The organism is Pseudoalteromonas sp. SG43-1 (genome assembly GCF_014164415.1).
Classification (GTDB): domain Bacteria; phylum Pseudomonadota; class Gammaproteobacteria; order Enterobacterales; family Alteromonadaceae; genus Pseudoalteromonas; species Pseudoalteromonas distincta.
On sequence record NZ_JACJFD010000008.1, the window covers coordinates 79936 to 95924 of the forward strand.

Below are 15989 nucleotides of genomic sequence, written 5' to 3' on the forward strand. Positions count from 1 at the left end.
CTAACTATAAAATAAATGAAAGCCCAATGCCTACGGCAAATAAAGCAGCGAATGCAAGGCTATAGGGTACAAATGACGTTGCTTTGTTAGCTTCGTTAACCGGTGCGACAAAATCCATGGGTAATGACTCATGGGCTGATTTTTTTATTATATCGCTATCAACTATCAACTGCTGCTTTGCAAAAGTCCCAACTAAAGCACGCTCACAGACCAAGTTCATTAATCGTGGCACACCGCCAGTTAATTGATGAACAGCTTGCATGGCATCCATCGAAAAGATTCCTTTATCACACCCTGCAATATGTAACCGATGCTTTATGTAAGCGACTGTTTGGCCTTGCGTAAGTGGTAATAAATGGTAACGAGCCGTTATCCTCTGGGCAAGTTGCCTTAATTCGTTGCGCTTCAAAAGTTCTTGCAGCTCTGGTTGACCAACCAATACTATTTGTAATAATTTTTTATGATCGGTTTCTATATTTGTCAGCAAACGTAATTGCTCAAGCACGTTAGGGGCAAGTAATTGTGCTTCGTCAATAATAAGTATAGTGTGCCCGCCCGATTTATTATTAGTCTCTAAATGCTTTTTTATAATATCGGTAAGACTTTTAAGCGTCGCATTATGAACATCGTAACTAATGTTGAGCTCATCACAAATACTGGCTAATAACTCCAGCTCTGAAAGCGCTGGATTATGGATCATCGCTACTTGAGTGTTTTCAGGAAGCTGCTCTAACATACTGCGGGTAATTGTTGTTTTACCTGTACCTACTTCACCTGTTAATAATACAAAACCACCGTCTTCACCTAATCCATAGGTAAGGTGTGCTAAGGCTTCTTTATGTCGTTCACTTAAAAATAAGTAATGAGGGTTGGGCGAGATCGAAAAAGGTTTTTCGTTCAGGCCAAAATAGCTTAAATACACCGTGATGTTCCTTCGTAATTAAATCACGGCCTATAATGGCAAAAAAATGCGCTGAGTGACAACGTTGTAAGCGCTTTATTATTGAAATAACGTAAATTTATGTAAAACAAAAAAAGTGCAGCTGTTTTAAGGCTGCACTTTTGTCTGTCTAATCTTAGTATGCATTTTACTCTTCGTAGCGCACTAACCGTAAATACACATTACTGGTTTTAGCATGTAAGCTATTCAACCCACTATCAAATTGATAAACCCACGCTGAGCTCATTGTGCTTACACCCGATGTATTTGACCAATAGTTTTGAAGCTTAGTGCCCAAAAATACGTCTTCATTAATACTCGGCTCTGTGCAACTGTGCTCTAAAATACTCGCCAATTCTTTAATGTTAGGCATTTGCCAATCATCGTAATCTGCGGTTGTATCATTTTTAGCACCACGAAGTGCTTCTTGCCAAGTAAGAGAAGGTGTTGAGCCCTCACAAAGTTGTGTCTCTGTATTGTAAGTTTGCCCATAACTACAGCGTTGCCACATAAGGCCTGTTTCACTATCAGACACTGTGCCATCTGTATTTATAGTAAATCTATTTGTCGGTGTTGTGGTATCTGCACCGTCGTAGCACGTTTGCGCCGCTGCAATATTAAAGCTCAAGCTTATAGTTGCTAGTGCATAGAGTAATTTTAATTTCATTATTTTCTCCTAACGACTTCTAACTAAACGTACATAAGCAGTATTTTCTTTTGGATAAGCAAGGTCGTTACCATCACTCATATCAATGATATATGCTTGAGATAAACTGGTACCATCAGCTGCTGTTTGTGAGGTCCAGTAACGTAAATGGCTTAATGCACTTTCACTTGGCATATTAGGAAAAAATGCCTCATCAATTAATATACTTTGCCCTTGTTTACCGTAATCAATTAAGCCCAAAAGCTCTGTATAAGTAGGTAATCGCCAGTTTGTACCACCACAAAAATCTAAATCATTAACTTCGTTTATATAACTTTGTACTCCACAACTTGTATTGTCCGGACACGTTGAATTGGCTGTACTGGTATCGGTAAAAGTCGTATTCCCTACATCCCAAAAGTAATGATTTTGACCATCACGTAACGAAGTATTTGGTACCGTGCCAGATGCCACACTTTTCACCTCCCATACAAGCCCAGTAACATTATCGCGTATACAGGTAAATTCACTACTATCATCACCAACTTCATCAGCAAACTCATTAAGTTTAGTGTAATCAAACGCTAAATTACCTTTGCCAACTTTATCTAAGCGGTTTGCATAGCTATCACGTCCAAGCTCTGCATCTTGCGCTGGAAAGTCATAACTCTCACAATTAATACGTTGAGTATTGTTATAACACTCACCAACACCACTATCGTTGATGAGTCCAAGTGCTTTGGGTGATACATCAACAAATAAAGAGTCTGTATCGGTGCGTCCTTTTGAGTCGGTTACCGTGACTTCAAAGCTCAATGTAGACTCAGTATCAACATCTGAGGCAAAAAATGTCGTTGTACATTGGTCGCTATTGCTTAATGTTTCGCTATTACCGGTAAGTTGTTGCCATTTACACTTATAGGTATCGGTAACGGTTTCGCTATTTGTTGCATCAAGCGTTACTTGTTCAAACTCTTCAACATTTTGATCTGCGCCTGCATTTGCATCTACTAACTCATTTGTTTTGTTGAGTGTCATTGAATATTGAGTGCTCGCCTCGCCACCCTCATCATCAGTGACAGTTAGCTGCCAAGATAAATTCACGTTACTTTCAAGTAATGGATGAGAAAAGCTAAGAGTTGATTCATTAAAACTCTCAATATCTAAATCAGGACCCGATAGCAATTGCCACAAATAACTATCAATTTGGCCATTATCATCAGGATCGCTCGACTCTAGGGCGCTCAAAGTAACTGTATCTTTGTATACAGAGGGAAGTGTTTCAGGAGATGTTTGTGTAACAACAGCAAGAGGTAGTTGGTTATTAGAGCTCACTGAAATAGAAATGTCGTCACTAACAGCGCTACTACCTGTACTTTGATAGCTCACTCTTAATATTATTTCACTATCAGTTTTTACGTCAGGTGCAGTAAGTGTTTGCTCAGCGCCTTCAAGGGGGAAACCTTCTATGCTTGGGCCACTAACTTGTTGCCATGAAAACGTACCATCAGCGGGGGAACCTTGTGCTGTGATGGTAAATTCAGATTTTTCGATAATTTGTAAATCGGCTCCAGCATTAACAGACGTTTCAACAACTGTATTATCGCTATCACCGCCACCGCCTCCACACGCACTCAGTAAACTACAAGAAATGAGGGGGATTAAAGCAAACGCTTTCATACGCAGCACCTTATTATGTCAAATAATTACTATAGTGTAATCACTAGCAATAAAGATGCCATTAAAGTACTACATATATGCGTCTTGATGAATACGTACAAACAACTTCGTACCGATTTTACTGTAATCTATTTTGTATTCACGCCCGTCTAGAGCTTGAATAAACAGCAACTGCTTTTCTTCGCCAAATACATCAGCGCTACTTACATAAACCATTTCTAAATAACGCTCTTTTGCATCACGGCGGTTTTTAGGTAATTCTTCTTTAAATGGCTCCAGACCATGTTGCGTTACTTTAATTCGAGGATGAATTTCAGAGTTTACAATCACTAAATCATGCTTTTTATCTTTATGTATTATGGTGTTTCGACCACTTTTTAAAAAGGCTCTCTCTTGACTCATTTTTCTTTCCTACAGTCGTAGCTTAATTACTAAGCTGCGACGCTATAAACTGACTAGGCTCGCGCTTCCACTTATTTAAGTTAGCACTAAATGCCCAAATATCTCTATCTAACACGCTGGCAGGCAATAATAAATCGTAACCTGTTAGCTGCTGAAGGTGCTTAGTTCTATTAGCAAACATGGCTATAAGCCCAGTATAGCTTATCCCTTTATGGGATGTGTAATGTGTATCTTCTATTAACCATTCTGATGGGCAATTGCCATTTTTGCAATGTTTTTGAACAACTTGCATAAATAAATTACGCTGCTCTATTAATAATTTCCCTGCAATTCTAGGCGCTATGCTTGATAAAAAGTCGTCTATATCATTTACCTTAACGCCAACCGCATTTAATTCTAAATAGTCAAAGCCATCTTCTACTTTGGGTATTCCACTGTGATGAAAGTTACTATGAGGCATACACCAAGCTCCGTACTTGTGGCAATAAACGAGCTCAGATTCGCTTAATATAAGGCTATGGTATGGTTCTTGAGATTTTAAAAATCCAATAAAAATAGCCACAAGGCACAAGCTCACTAAAAATATTTCAAGTATGCTAATCTCACCCGGCCTCAGTAAATTAAATAACATAATAAAGACTAAGCCTATAGCACCTACAACAATCGCCTCAATTGCGTTTCGCGCGCCCTGTGCCCGAAACTTAATGACATTGTCAGATTTATCCATATTGGTAAAACACCATATAAAAAACAAACATAATAATGCCCAAAATTATGACCTTTCTTGTTGTTATACATAAGTTACAGCTAGTTTTAAATTTCATACATTACCGCTTTTTCCTCAACAAAATAGGAACAATGAATAAATCTTATTTACTTTTACGCTTAACGCACAAATTTATGAGATACATAACCGTCTTTTCACGGTCTTATTTCGTACAATACTTACAATTCATTTTCAGGTATGAAATCAATGTACTCAAGACAATCAGGTAAAGCACTTTTTCCATTTATTATTACGTTACTTCTAATATTTAGCGTTTATTTATATTTACCCGCTAGCCACGGCGAACAAGCCGATTCATCACAAATGTCTACCCAAGTAACGGCTCATACTGTTACCTCTGAGGAAAACGCAGTGATGATAGAGGCCATCGGTAGTGCACGTGCAAACCAAGCTATTTATATAAAAAGTGCGCAAAACGATTATGTCACAGATATATATTTTAAAGATGGCGACTTAGTCAGTAAAGGACAAAAATTAGTACAGTTACAAAGCCAACAAGAGCAACTTGCAGTTAAAGAACTCGGTATTAACTTACGTGAGGAAAAACGCCAGTTAGATCGCCTTACCGAACTTTCACGCTCGCAATCAACGGCAAAGTCATTACTTGAAGAACAATTATCTCGTGTTGATGCCACTGAAGCTCAACTAGAAAGCGCTAAAACAAAGTTAAATGAAATGACTATTACCGCGCCATTTTCAGGCCTGTTAGGTAAGCGTGAAATATCAGTTGGCGCCTACGTAAGCAACACAACAATAATCACCACACTTGATGATATTAGTATTATTAAAGTTGACTTCAAAGTACCTGAAAAATATTTAGCACAATTAAACATAGGTATGAAAGTACTTACCCAAAACGATGCCTACCCAGGGCAGACATTTAACGGCAAGGTAACGCATATTAGCTCGCGTATTGATTCGGTAACACGCAGTGTTGAAGTAACTGCAAGTTTTGCTAATAAATCAGGATTACTTCGCCCTGGTATGTTACTAAATACAGCACTTGAGCTAAGCAGTAACCAAGCTTTAATGGTGCCAGAAAAAGCGGTTATCCCTTTACAAGACAAACACTTTGTTTTTCAAATTCAAGACGGAGTAGCCAATAAGGTTGAAGTGCATGTTGCTGGCAGAAATAATGGCTGGGTTGCTATCGATGAAGGTTTAAATGATGGCGAGCAAATTGTTACTGAAGGGCTAATAAAAATTCGCTCTGGTAGTAAAGTAAGCGTAAAGGGGTAATACGTGAAAATTACTGATACTAGCGTTAAACGCCCCGTTTTTGCCATAGTAATTAATTTACTGCTTCTTACTTTTGGTCTGGTTGCATTTACTATGCTGCCACTTCGTGAGTACCCTGATATTGAAACACCAATAGTAAATATCAGCACTGAATACACAGGTGCTTCTGCCGAAATTATAGAAACAAAAATAACGCAAATAATAGAAAATCGAATTTCCGGTATTGAAGGCATTAAAAGTATAAACTCATCTAGTCGTAATGGGCGTTCAAACATTACCATTGAGTTTGATATTAACCGCGATATAGATGCCGCATCTAACGATGTACGCGAACGTGTAGCACGTGCACTTGATAGTTTACCCGATCAGGTACGCCCACCAGAAGTGTCTAAGTCAAATAGTGATGAAAGCCCAATCGCATGGTTTGTATTAAACAGCGAAACAATGGACTCGTTACAGCTCTCTGATTACGCACAGCGCTTTATCGTTGACCGTTTAGCCGTTGTAGATGGTGTATCTAACGTGCGTATTGGTGGTGAGCGCCAATACGCCATGAAAATTTGGCTAAACCGCCAAGCAATGGCTGCACGCGGTATTACCTCAAGCGATATTGAAAATACACTGCGTACAGAAAACGTTGAATTACCTGCCGGCGAAATAGAATCAATAGATCGCGACTTTACCGTGCGTACCGCACGTAGTTATAAAGATCAGCGCGATTTTAAAAACCTTGTTATTAAACGTGGTGAAGAAGGTTATTTAGTGCGTTTAGGTGAAGTTGCCGACGTAAAATTAGAAGCTGCCGATGACGAAAGCTTATTTCGTGGTAACGGGCGCAACATGATTGGCCTAGGAATTGTAAAACAAGCTAAAGCAAACACGCTTACCGTAGTAGATAACGCACGCAGTGAACTTGAAAAAATCAAACGTAACCTACCTGAAGGCACCACAATTCAAGACAGCTACGATTCGTCTGTATTTATTAAAGAATCAATTAGTGAAGTTTACAGCACACTTGCCATCTCTATGGGTTTAGTCGTACTCGTTATATTTTTGTTTTTAGGCAATATACGAGCAACGCTTATTCCTGCGGTTACCGTACCGGTCGCACTTGTTGGTAGCTTTATGTTTTTATTAGCAATGGGCTACTCAATCAACTTACTAACTTTACTTGCATTAGTACTGGCTATTGGTTTAGTAGTAGATGATGCCATTGTAATGCTTGAAAACATTCACCGTCGTATTGAACTGGGTGAGCCGCCATTACTAGCTGCATATAGAGGTGCGCGTGAAGTTGGTTTTGCCATTGTCGCAACCACGCTTGTACTAATATCGGTGTTTGTGCCATTGGTGTTTATGGATGGCCGTATAGGGGCATTATTTACTGAGTTTGCAATGGCGGTAAGTGCTGCCGTATTTTTCTCAAGTGTTACAGCGCTGACTCTCGCACCAGCCTTGTGTTCTAAAGTACTTAAAGTATCAGACAAACCAAATAAATTTAGCCAATGGATGGACCGCCAGTTTACTAAAATTGAAGTAAGTTACCGTAATTCACTCTCCACCAACATAACCCGTAAATGGGGTTTAATGGTGAGCCTATTATTAGCGGGCTTTGTTAGTTACTCGTTGTTTTTACAAGTCCCCTCTGAGCTAACGCCAAAAGAAGACCGTGGCACGTTCTTTATTATGATGAGCGGCCCTGAGGGCGCAAGTTATGAAAATAATGCCGCTAATATGGCTAAAATTGAAGAACGCTTAATGCCTTACTCGCAAGCAGGTGAGCTAAGTCGCGTACTTGTTCGAGTACCTGGCTGGGGTGGCAGCGGCGGTGTTGCTATTGTTGGTATGGCCGATTGGGATAAACGCAAACGCTCAACATGGGAAGTAATGGACGAAATAAGCGGTAAAATGCAAGAAGTTACCGATGTTCGTGCATTTGCCATTATGCGCCGTGGTATTGGCGGTGGTGGTTCATCTCGCCCTATTGAGTTTGTATTGCAAGGTAATGATTATGCACAACTTGCCGATTGGCGTGACCGTATAATTAAGCGTGCTGAACAAAACCCAGGTTTAGTAAGAATCGATCATGATTATAAAGAAACCTTCCCGCAGTTTTTAGTCAGCATAGATAAAAACAAGGCCGCTGATTTAGGCGTTTCTGTATCTGATGTAGGCCGTACACTTGAAACAATGCTTGGCCAGCGCCGTGTTACAACCTTTATTGACCGTGGTGAAGAATACGATGTAATTTTAAAAGGGACTAAAGAAGACTTTACTAACCCTACTGACATTTCAAATATATATCTTAAATCACGAAGCGGTGAACTAGTCCCACTTGATAGCCTTATCAGCTTAAAAGAAGAAGCAACCGCATCGCGCTTAAACCGATACAACCGTATGCGCGCAATTACATTAAGCGCCAACTTAGCCGACGGTTATACGCTTGAGCAAGCGCTTAACTTTTTAAACGAAGTAGCCGCGCAAGAAAACGATATAGATGGCGCCGTAGATTACAAAGGCGAGTCGCAGCTTTATTACGAAGGCGCATCAGCGATGACCTACGTATTTATACTTGCACTCACTGTTACCTTTTTAGTACTGGCAGCACAGTTTGAAAGCTTTATGCATCCGTTCGTCATCATGCTTACCGTACCACTTGGTTTAATGGGCGCTATGTTCGGACTTTGGGCTACAGGACTTACCTTAAATATTTACAGCCAAATAGGTATTGTCATGCTCATAGGGCTAAGTGCTAAAAACGGTATTTTGATTGTAGAATTTACTAACCAACTACGCGATAAAGGCGTTGAATTTAGTGAAGCTATTTTGCAAGCAGCAACTCAGCGTTTGCGCCCTATTATTATGACCTCGCTGACTACGGTTATGAGTTCGGTACCTTTAGTACTTGCTTCAGGTCCGGGCGCTGAAAGCCGTATGGTGATAGGTGTAGTCGTGTTTACTGGGGTTATTGTATCGACCCTACTAACTCTTTTTGTTGTACCTGCTGCATATTATGCACTTGCACGTAACACTCAATCACCTGAATTTTTACAGCAAAAATTAGACAAACAAGCCGCTGAAAAACCTTTCGAAGAGATCTAGCCTCTTAATTGCGCCGTAACCTTGTTGTTGCGGCGCATACAATTTATGCTCGCCTTTAAACCCCATATACATTTTAGGAATACTTATGAGCTCAACAACGCAAGTAGCAACATTTGGTGGCGGCTGTTTTTGGTGTATAGATGCTGCATTTAGACGTGTAAATGGCGTACTAACCGTAAGCTCTGGCTACACCGGCGGTGAAACAAATAACCCAACATATGATTCTGTATGCTCAGGCACAACCGGTCACGCTGAGGTTGTTAAAATTGAATTTGACGCGACTGTAGTTAGCTTTGAAACACTCTTAGCAATGTTTTTCACACTGCATGATGCAACACAATTGAATCGCCAAGGTAACGATATAGGCACACAATATAGAAGTGTGGTTTACTATCACGATGAAGCTCAACTTAAGCAAACCAACGAAATGATAGCTCAACTGCAAAGCCATGTCGCTGAGCCAATTGTGACAGAAGTCAGCCCTGCCACTACGTATTATCCAGCAGAGCATTATCATCAAGATTACTATAACGAAAACCCACAGCAGGGTTACTGTAGTATTTTAATAGCACCTAAGTTACACAAGTTTGAAACCGTATTTAAAGAGTTCTTAGCTGACTAGCTAATTTTAGTAGTTAAACTTAGCTACACATTAAAAAGCCCGACATAAGTCGGGCTTTTTAATATTAATAAATACCGTTAAAACTGGTAGCTTGCGCCTGCAAAAAAGCGACGCTCTGGCGTGTTGTAGTAATACACTTCACCCGTTGTAAAATCAGTGTTTGAATCAACAGCGTTATATTCTTTATCAAATAAGTTTTCTACACGAAGTGAAACTTCAATATGTTCATTTACTTGATAATTACCCGCTAGGTTCCAGAGTGTATAAGAGCCTAAGCGCGTCACAGCACCTTGTCGGTCGCTACGGTATTGCATGTCTAAGCTTGCATCAAAAGCACCAAACTGTTTTGCAAGTTCCCAGTTAAAAGTACGTTTAGCAACATTACGCAACTCTGCGCCCGTTTCTTCGTCTTCAGCGCTTAAGTAAGCAAAGTTAAGGTTGCTATCAAAACCAAAAAACTGCTGAGATAAGCTAAATTCAACCCCTTCGTAACGTGCTTCATCGATATTAGCCAATGCAAAGTTTGCATCGTAATCAATCTTATCTTCTATATCGTTTCTAAATATTGCAATATCAACTTGCGCGATATCAAAATCTACACTCAAACCTAACTCACGGTTTACTGATTTTTCAGGTTGTAAATCAGGGTTACCATAAAGTGGATAATATAAATCGTTAAATGTAGGAGCTTTAAAGCCAGTACTTTGGCTTATACGAAATGTTGCATCTTCAGATAAATGATAACCTGCAGCGGCTGTATACGTTGTTTCGTCGCCAAATTGCTCATCATCATCTTGGCGAACAGTTAAATTAGCCAGTACTTTATCTGCATCATAGTAAGCACCTACAAACACAGCAAGTACATCGCGGCTGTCTTCAACAAATGGTTGCGAACTATGCGACACATCATCGTTGTACCAATTAATACCACCACTAATGTTAAGTTCATTAGATAACAGGTACTGGCCGTTATAATCAATTTGTGTGCGTTTAGTTATAAAGGTACTTGTTGTTGGCCCAACTGAAAAATCGACATATGTATTGTCTGAATCATCTGTTGAAAGCGCTAAATCAATACTATGCGTTTGGTTAGTGTAGTTTTTGCTCCAACCTGCAGAAAGTTGATAGTTTTTAAAGTCATCTCGTTCAATCGTACTATCTACTGGGCTAAAGCTACTGTCGTAATCTGCATAACCTTCACTGTATTGGCCTAATAACTTAAAGTCGCCGTAATGTGCATCGGTGTAGTTTACTTTAAACCCAAGGTTTTTATTTTCATAGCCATCTTCATCAGGTGCTACGCCTTGCAGTACATCAAAGTTATCTGTTTTTTCAAAGCCTGCGTTAAATGCTGTTGTTATATCATCTGATTTTACAGAACCTGCAACTTGATAATTTTGATAAGAGTCAGAACCAAATGTAGCGCTTAGGGATAAGTTATCTGACTCACGCGTAATAATATTAATAACACCAGCGAGTGCATCAGAGCCATAAACAGCCGCGCGAGAGCCTTTAATAATTTCTATGCGTTCAATACTATTTAAAGGGACATTATTTAGTGCTTTTTGACCAAGTGTTGCTGAGCCTGTACGTACACCGTCAATTAAAATCAACGTATCGCCAGAGCCTGTACCACGAAGTGACACACCTGTATTTTGACCAAAACCACCGTTTGGATTAACTTGAAAACCCACTCGCGTGCTTAAAAGTGTAGGTAAATCGCGAACGTTACTAGCTTCTATTTCAGCACGTTCAATAACATTTACACTCACTAAAACGTCGTTAATTGATTGCTCAAACTTATTAGCTGTAACGGTTATTTTTTCAATTGATTGCTCTGCACCAGACACAGAAAATGAAAGCGCAGCAGAAATTGCAACGCCTAGAGTTGTTTTGTTTAACATGAGATCCCCTACCTTTGCCCACCGCAAAGATTTAAGTAAGTAAGATTGCATCAAGGCCGGTCTCCGGACTCAGTAAGCACATAAAAACATGCAATACTCTACCGTTGCGGGGGCAGTGTTGGGCTTGTAGTCATCATGAAAACGCACCAACTTCCCGATTATCCTGCTAAAAAAATCATTACATGAAGTGGCTAGCAAGCACCTTGAAAATATGCCGTCATTGTGAGCATTTTGTTTACAAATGTCAATGGACGTCTATATAGCTAAAAGCTATTTCAGTTCAGTGCTGTATTATTATAGCTTGAAGGAATACCGTACTTATCAAGTAGCTTCTGAAGTTGCATTTGTGTAGTAGGTAAATTTAATATTTCATCCATTTTGCGACTAGATATTTTATTTGATTGTGAGTTAATCAAAAAATGTGTTTCATACACTGCATCTGGTACGTCACTCTTAAATAGTAAATCCATATTTAAGATATTCTGCTTTTTAAAATACTGATAAGCAATACTGTTTAAAACCCCGACTTCAGCGCGCCTTAATAGCAGCATTTTAACTACATTGAATTCATCGATTGTAAGGCTTACCTGGTGCTCTTCTCTCAAGTATTCGGCATTTGTATTAAATCCTGCAAATTGATACGAGTACCCTAAAACCCCAACTTTGGTTAATTTGTCCAGATTGTCAAAATAAGTTTGCTCTGATGCATTCTCTTTGAGTGTATAAAGCTCGTTTTTGGTGATGGTATAAAATTCAGTTTTTTCAATATTTTTCTGCGTTTTTTTTGGCAACCATTGCATTGCCATTAAAAATAAAACGTCGAAGTTATTTTTTTCAACAGACAAAGTAAGCCTTTTTACAGGTAAAGAAATAAGTATAAAGTTAAATTCCTCCTGTGCGTCGTTTAAAATATTAATAAACTCAGGAGCAAAGCCCTGCTTTTTTTGCGCGTTAATAACAATCGGAAAGTAGCCATCTTCGACCAATACATCAATATCAACTGGCTTTGATAAGCTTGGCTTGGCAAATATAAGCAAAACAAATAACAGAAATAATTGATGGGGTCTCATTTTAATACCTTCTAGAGTGAAGTTTTTATTATATTCAATTAAATATAATAGCTTAAATATCAAAAAGTGGATTAATACATGCAGAACTACGAGAGGATAAGGTGGGAAAGTTGTAAAAAATTAAGTAGCTTTAATCTGTCTGCAAATATAGACAAATTAAAGCACTTTTATTAAAAACAGTTTATAAATTAGTCGCGAAAGTTTTTAAACTGAAAAGGCTGACCTAAATCGGCACTGCGTACTACCTGCATTGCTTCTTGAAGATCGTCACGCTTTTTACCTGTCACACGCACTTCTTCGCCTTGAATAGCGGCTTGTACTTTAACTTTTGAATCTTTAATGGCTTTAACCACTTTTTTGGCCATGTCTTTTTCGATACCTTGCTTTAACCCAACGTTACGAAATACATTTTTTCCTGCACGGCTAATATCTTGAAGTTCTAAACTAGCTACATCCATACCGCGCTTTGAAATTTTTCCCGCTAAAATATCGAACAACTGCATAACTTGAGAGTCAGCTTCTGCTTTAAGCTTAATTGTTTTATCGTTTAGCTCAATAGAAGCATCAACGCCTCTAAAATCAAAGCGAGTCTCTAGTTCACGGTTTGCGTTATCAACCGCATTTTTAGCTTCGTTCATTTCTACTTCAGATACAATATCAAATGAAGGCATTAGTATACTCCTAACTATTTAATCTTAATTTTATGTGGCAATTATAACGCTAAAATTATAAATCTTTACATTTTTCTGCATCTTGTTCAGGTGCGATACTAAATTAGTTTGATATACTTGCGCCTCTTTTTTAAGCGATTTTAGGATTTGTCGTGACAAGGCGTGTTTATCAAGCAGTTTTTTTAATCAGCATAGTGGCTTTCACCTTTTTATTTGCTAAAGAAATAAAAGGTGGCGTTGTAAATTTATTCCCTCATGTTGATAAAGTCGCCCATTTTGGGATTTTTTTTATATTAGCCATAATAATGGATAAGGCTTTTAAGCTTCCTTTATATGCTCAAATACTCTTGTTAGCAGGCTATGGCGCCTCGATAGAAATAATGCAAGACGCACTTCCTTATAGGCAAGCATCACTTGGTGATTTTTTTGCTGATTTTGCAGGTGCTGCAAGCTACTTTTTACTTAGAGTAATTTTTACACCTCGAAAAAAGAACCCACATGGCTAATATTTTAATCGTTGGCGATGGCGCTATTGGCTTATTGCTGAGCCACTTTTTGAGCGCATCGCATAATGTCAGTGTTTTAACTCGTAAAAACCCAACAAACACCCGCTTTTACAGCAGAGCTAAGGGTGCATCAAAAAAAATTGACGCTAAATTTATTTCATTAAATCAGCTAGATAAAGCAACTGAATTTGATGTAATTTTATTTACCGTTAAAGCTTTTCAAGTGCTTGATGCGTTTTCTCAAATAAAGCCATTTTTACCGACACATTGCTCTGTTGTACTTTCGCATAATGGAATGGGCAACGTTGATGAGATAAATAACCAGCTAAACACTCATCAAGCACTCTACTTTTTAACGACAAGCATAGCGGGCTTTAAATCAAACCAATATATTGTGCAACACACAGGTGAAGGACAAAGCGTTATTGGTGGCTGTAATGAGCTTGCACTTCAAAATAGTGCGCCAATAGCTGATATTTTTAAAGTAATACCCAACCTAAAGTTTACTAATAACATTCAGCAGCTTCGTTTTGAAAAGCTACTCGTCAATATTGCCATTAACCCATTAAGCGCTTTAAGTAATGTAAAAAATGGTGAATTACGTGCACCTAAGTACAATACAATAATTTTTAATGCACTCACTGAAGCGTGTAATATTGCAAAGGCTCAAGGGCTTAATATTCCATTAATTAAAGCTCTCAATACCGCTTATAAAATAATGGAATTAACCGCAAATAATTACTCATCAATGCAGCAAGATATAGCTCACAATAGAGAAACCGAAATATCAGCTATATGTGGCTATATTAGCCAACAAGGTAAACTTCACAGTATTCCAACGCCTTTCAACGATGAGTTGCTAGTCAAAATTCAGGCAAAAAAAAGCGTGGTATAAACCACGCTTATATAAGTTTTTAACTTTACGGGCGATAAACTTTTACAGTTTCGAAGCCCTGTTCGTGCAGCATAAGTGCCTGTAGTTGGCTCATTACGCCTCTGTCACAATATAAATAGTAGTCAGTGTCTTTTGGTAAATCACCAAACTTAGTAGCCAAACGGAAGAACGGTAAATGCACCACCTCAACACCATCGATTGCAAGCGGTGCAGCTTCTTCTTCTTCAGGTGAGCGAATATCAATAACTACAGAGCCTGCAGGTAAATCAGCAACCGACTCAGCCTCTTTTAGCTCTTGCTTTGCCTCTACGTCAATATCGCGTACATCCATTATGCGCGCGTTATTTACTACGGTATCTAGCACATCAAAATCGAACTTTTCTTCTTCAGCTTCTATTACTTCAATTTTGGCTTTAACTGTCGGCTTTTTAGAAATAACACCACAATATTCAGGCATCGTTTCAGCCATTTCAGCAGTACCAATTTGGCGAGCAAGATTAATAATTTCTTGTTTATCATTTTGAATTAGCGGGCGTAAAATAAGCGTTTCAGTAACACGGTCAATCACACTTAAGTTCGCTAATGTTTGACTAGATACTTGGCCAATACTTTCACCAGTGACAAGCGCCTGAATGTTCAACTTTTCAGCCACTACACTTCCTGCTCGCATCATCATACGTTTAAGCACAACACCCATTTGGCTGTTTTCAACATTTTCTAGAATTTCAGCAACAACAGGTTCAAAATCAACTGTTATAAATTTCACTTTATGTGTTGAGCTGTATTTTTTCCATAAAAAATAGCTCGCTTGCTTAACACCAATCTCGTGCGCTGCGCCACCTAAATTAAAGAATAAAAAGTGCGTACGTGCGCCTTTACGAATCATTTGGTAACTTGCTACGCCAGAGTCAAAACCACCCGACATAAGCGAAAGCACGTCTTCTTGCGTTGGTAGTGGAAAGCCCGCCATACCAAAATGCGTTTGCGAAACAATGTAAGCTTTATCGTCTTTTACTTCTAAGCGTATTGTTACTTCTGGACGGCTAAGCTTTACGCTTGCGCCTTCAATATGTTGATTTAGCCCACCACCAACATAACGCTCTAAATCAGTCGAGGTAAAGTCGTGCTGGCCTATACGCTTAGCACGCACACAAAAGGTTTTACCCACAATTGTGTGACCCACTAACGCTATTGTTTTTTGATAGATGTCATCAAGAGTTTCAAATTGCGTTTCAGTTACTTCAATAAACTGAACGATACCAGGTATGCGTTTAAGGCTGTCGATAAAATCAAGGCGAACTTGTGCATCTTCAAGCTTTGTAACAACTGAAATATTATCCCAGTTATTTCTTACTTGTACTTTTTCGTCAAGACGTCGCAATACAATTTTAATGTTATTTTCTAACACTTTAGTAAAGCGTTTACGGACCGAACGGCTTTTGATGGCTATTTCAGGATGTAGTTTGACGATAAATTTAAGCATAGTTCACTCTTAGACTGCGGGAATTCGCGCTCCCAGGCATTT

At 38.8% G+C, this 15989-nt stretch carries 14 protein-coding genes and 1 riboswitch; of the genes, 5 read left to right on the plus strand and 9 right to left on the minus strand.

Going from position 1 to position 15989, the window contains the following annotated elements; translation table 11 throughout:
- Nucleotides 1–4 precede the first annotated feature (4 nt).
- From H5159_RS08225 to H5159_RS08245, 5 genes are all read right to left on the minus strand, one after another.
- Nucleotides 5–922: an ExeA family protein gene (locus H5159_RS08225; protein ID WP_024596878.1), complete on the minus strand. Its 918-nt coding sequence runs from the start codon at nt 920–922 to the stop codon at nt 5–7.
- A gap of 166 nt (nt 923–1088) precedes the next feature.
- Nucleotides 1089–1607 carry a DUF1566 domain-containing protein gene (locus H5159_RS08230; protein WP_182780122.1) on the minus strand — a complete coding sequence of 173 codons (519 nt, stop codon included), beginning with the start codon at nt 1605–1607 and terminating at the stop codon, nt 1089–1091.
- Nucleotides 1608–1616: 9 nt separating this feature from the next.
- A complete protein-coding gene (locus H5159_RS08235; RefSeq protein WP_182780123.1) occupies nt 1617–3266 on the minus strand; it encodes a DUF1566 domain-containing protein in 1650 nt (549 codons plus the stop codon).
- A gap of 69 nt (nt 3267–3335) precedes the next feature.
- A complete protein-coding gene (locus H5159_RS08240; protein ID WP_182780124.1) occupies nt 3336–3668 on the minus strand; it encodes a hypothetical protein in 333 nt (110 codons plus the stop codon).
- Between the two features lie 22 nt (nt 3669–3690).
- The gene (locus H5159_RS08245; protein WP_024596874.1) at nt 3691–4395 is read right to left on the minus strand and encodes a DUF2982 domain-containing protein; all 705 of its coding nucleotides are present in this window, start codon (nt 4393–4395) and stop codon (nt 3691–3693) included.
- Nucleotides 4396–4641: 246 nt separating this feature from the next.
- On the opposite strand from H5159_RS08245, the gene H5159_RS08250 reads away from it, so the two are divergent.
- From H5159_RS08250 to msrA, 3 genes are all read left to right on the plus strand, one after another.
- Entirely contained in the window at nt 4642–5694 is a 1053-nt protein-coding gene (locus H5159_RS08250) for an efflux RND transporter periplasmic adaptor subunit (RefSeq protein ID WP_002958748.1), read from the plus strand.
- 3 nt (nt 5695–5697) lie between these two features.
- Nucleotides 5698–8796, plus strand: a complete 3099-nt coding sequence (locus H5159_RS08255) for an efflux RND transporter permease subunit (protein ID WP_024603401.1) — start codon at nt 5698–5700, stop codon at nt 8794–8796.
- Between the two features lie 85 nt (nt 8797–8881).
- Nucleotides 8882–9418: a peptide-methionine (S)-S-oxide reductase MsrA gene (gene msrA, locus H5159_RS08260; RefSeq protein ID WP_024595951.1), complete on the plus strand. Its 537-nt coding sequence runs from the start codon at nt 8882–8884 to the stop codon at nt 9416–9418.
- Between the two features lie 77 nt (nt 9419–9495).
- Here msrA and H5159_RS08265 read toward each other — a convergent pair whose 3' ends face one another.
- The 3 genes from H5159_RS08265 to H5159_RS08275 form a co-directional block, all read right to left on the minus strand.
- Nucleotides 9496–11322, minus strand: a complete 1827-nt coding sequence (locus H5159_RS08265; protein ID WP_182732743.1) for a TonB-dependent receptor domain-containing protein — start codon at nt 11320–11322, stop codon at nt 9496–9498.
- Nucleotides 11323–11358: 36 nt separating this feature from the next.
- Nucleotides 11359–11543, minus strand: a riboswitch (cobalamin riboswitch).
- Between the two features lie 54 nt (nt 11544–11597).
- Nucleotides 11598–12392, minus strand: coding sequence for a transporter substrate-binding domain-containing protein (locus H5159_RS08270; protein WP_182780125.1), 795 nt, complete (start codon nt 12390–12392; stop codon nt 11598–11600).
- Between the two features lie 188 nt (nt 12393–12580).
- On the minus strand, nt 12581–13063 hold the full coding sequence (locus tag H5159_RS08275) for a YajQ family cyclic di-GMP-binding protein (protein ID WP_002958753.1): 483 nt from the start codon (nt 13061–13063) through the stop codon (nt 12581–12583).
- 152 nt (nt 13064–13215) lie between these two features.
- Between H5159_RS08275 and H5159_RS08280 the strand changes: the two genes are divergently transcribed.
- Both H5159_RS08280 and H5159_RS08285 read left to right on the plus strand, forming a co-directional pair.
- Nucleotides 13216–13569: a VanZ family protein gene (locus H5159_RS08280; RefSeq protein ID WP_002958754.1), complete on the plus strand. Its 354-nt coding sequence runs from the start codon at nt 13216–13218 to the stop codon at nt 13567–13569.
- Nucleotides 13562–14464 (plus strand): ketopantoate reductase family protein, encoded by a 903-nt coding sequence (locus tag H5159_RS08285; protein ID WP_182720275.1) that lies wholly within the window; start codon nt 13562–13564, stop codon nt 14462–14464. Before H5159_RS08280 ends, H5159_RS08285 begins: the two co-directional genes overlap by 8 nt.
- A gap of 25 nt (nt 14465–14489) precedes the next feature.
- Here the strand turns inward: H5159_RS08285 and thiI are convergent, their stop codons facing one another.
- On the minus strand, nt 14490–15947 hold the full coding sequence (gene thiI, locus H5159_RS08290; protein WP_149602230.1) for a tRNA uracil 4-sulfurtransferase ThiI: 1458 nt from the start codon (nt 15945–15947) through the stop codon (nt 14490–14492).
- Nucleotides 15948–15989: the final 42 nt, after the last annotated feature.

Coding starts and splice junctions, on each gene's coding strand:
- H5159_RS08250 (WP_002958748.1), top strand. CDS start 4,642: ATGTACTCAAGACAATCAGGTAAAGCACTTTTTCCATTTATTATTACG.
- H5159_RS08265 (WP_182732743.1), bottom strand. CDS start 11,322: ATGTTAAACAAAACAACTCTAGGCGTTGCAATTTCTGCTGCGCTTTCA.
- H5159_RS08240 (WP_182780124.1), bottom strand. CDS start 3,668: ATGAGTCAAGAGAGAGCCTTTTTAAAAAGTGGTCGAAACACCATAATA.
- H5159_RS08235 (WP_182780123.1), bottom strand. CDS start 3,266: ATGAAAGCGTTTGCTTTAATCCCCCTCATTTCTTGTAGTTTACTGAGT.
- H5159_RS08285 (WP_182720275.1), top strand. CDS start 13,562: ATGGCTAATATTTTAATCGTTGGCGATGGCGCTATTGGCTTATTGCTG.
- H5159_RS08275 (WP_002958753.1), bottom strand. CDS start 13,063: ATGCCTTCATTTGATATTGTATCTGAAGTAGAAATGAACGAAGCTAAA.
- msrA (WP_024595951.1), top strand. CDS start 8,882: ATGAGCTCAACAACGCAAGTAGCAACATTTGGTGGCGGCTGTTTTTGG.
- thiI (WP_149602230.1), bottom strand. CDS start 15,947: ATGCTTAAATTTATCGTCAAACTACATCCTGAAATAGCCATCAAAAGC.
- H5159_RS08270 (WP_182780125.1), bottom strand. CDS start 12,392: ATGAGACCCCATCAATTATTTCTGTTATTTGTTTTGCTTATATTTGCC.
- H5159_RS08230 (WP_182780122.1), bottom strand. CDS start 1,607: ATGAAATTAAAATTACTCTATGCACTAGCAACTATAAGCTTGAGCTTT.
- H5159_RS08245 (WP_024596874.1), bottom strand. CDS start 4,395: ATGGATAAATCTGACAATGTCATTAAGTTTCGGGCACAGGGCGCGCGA.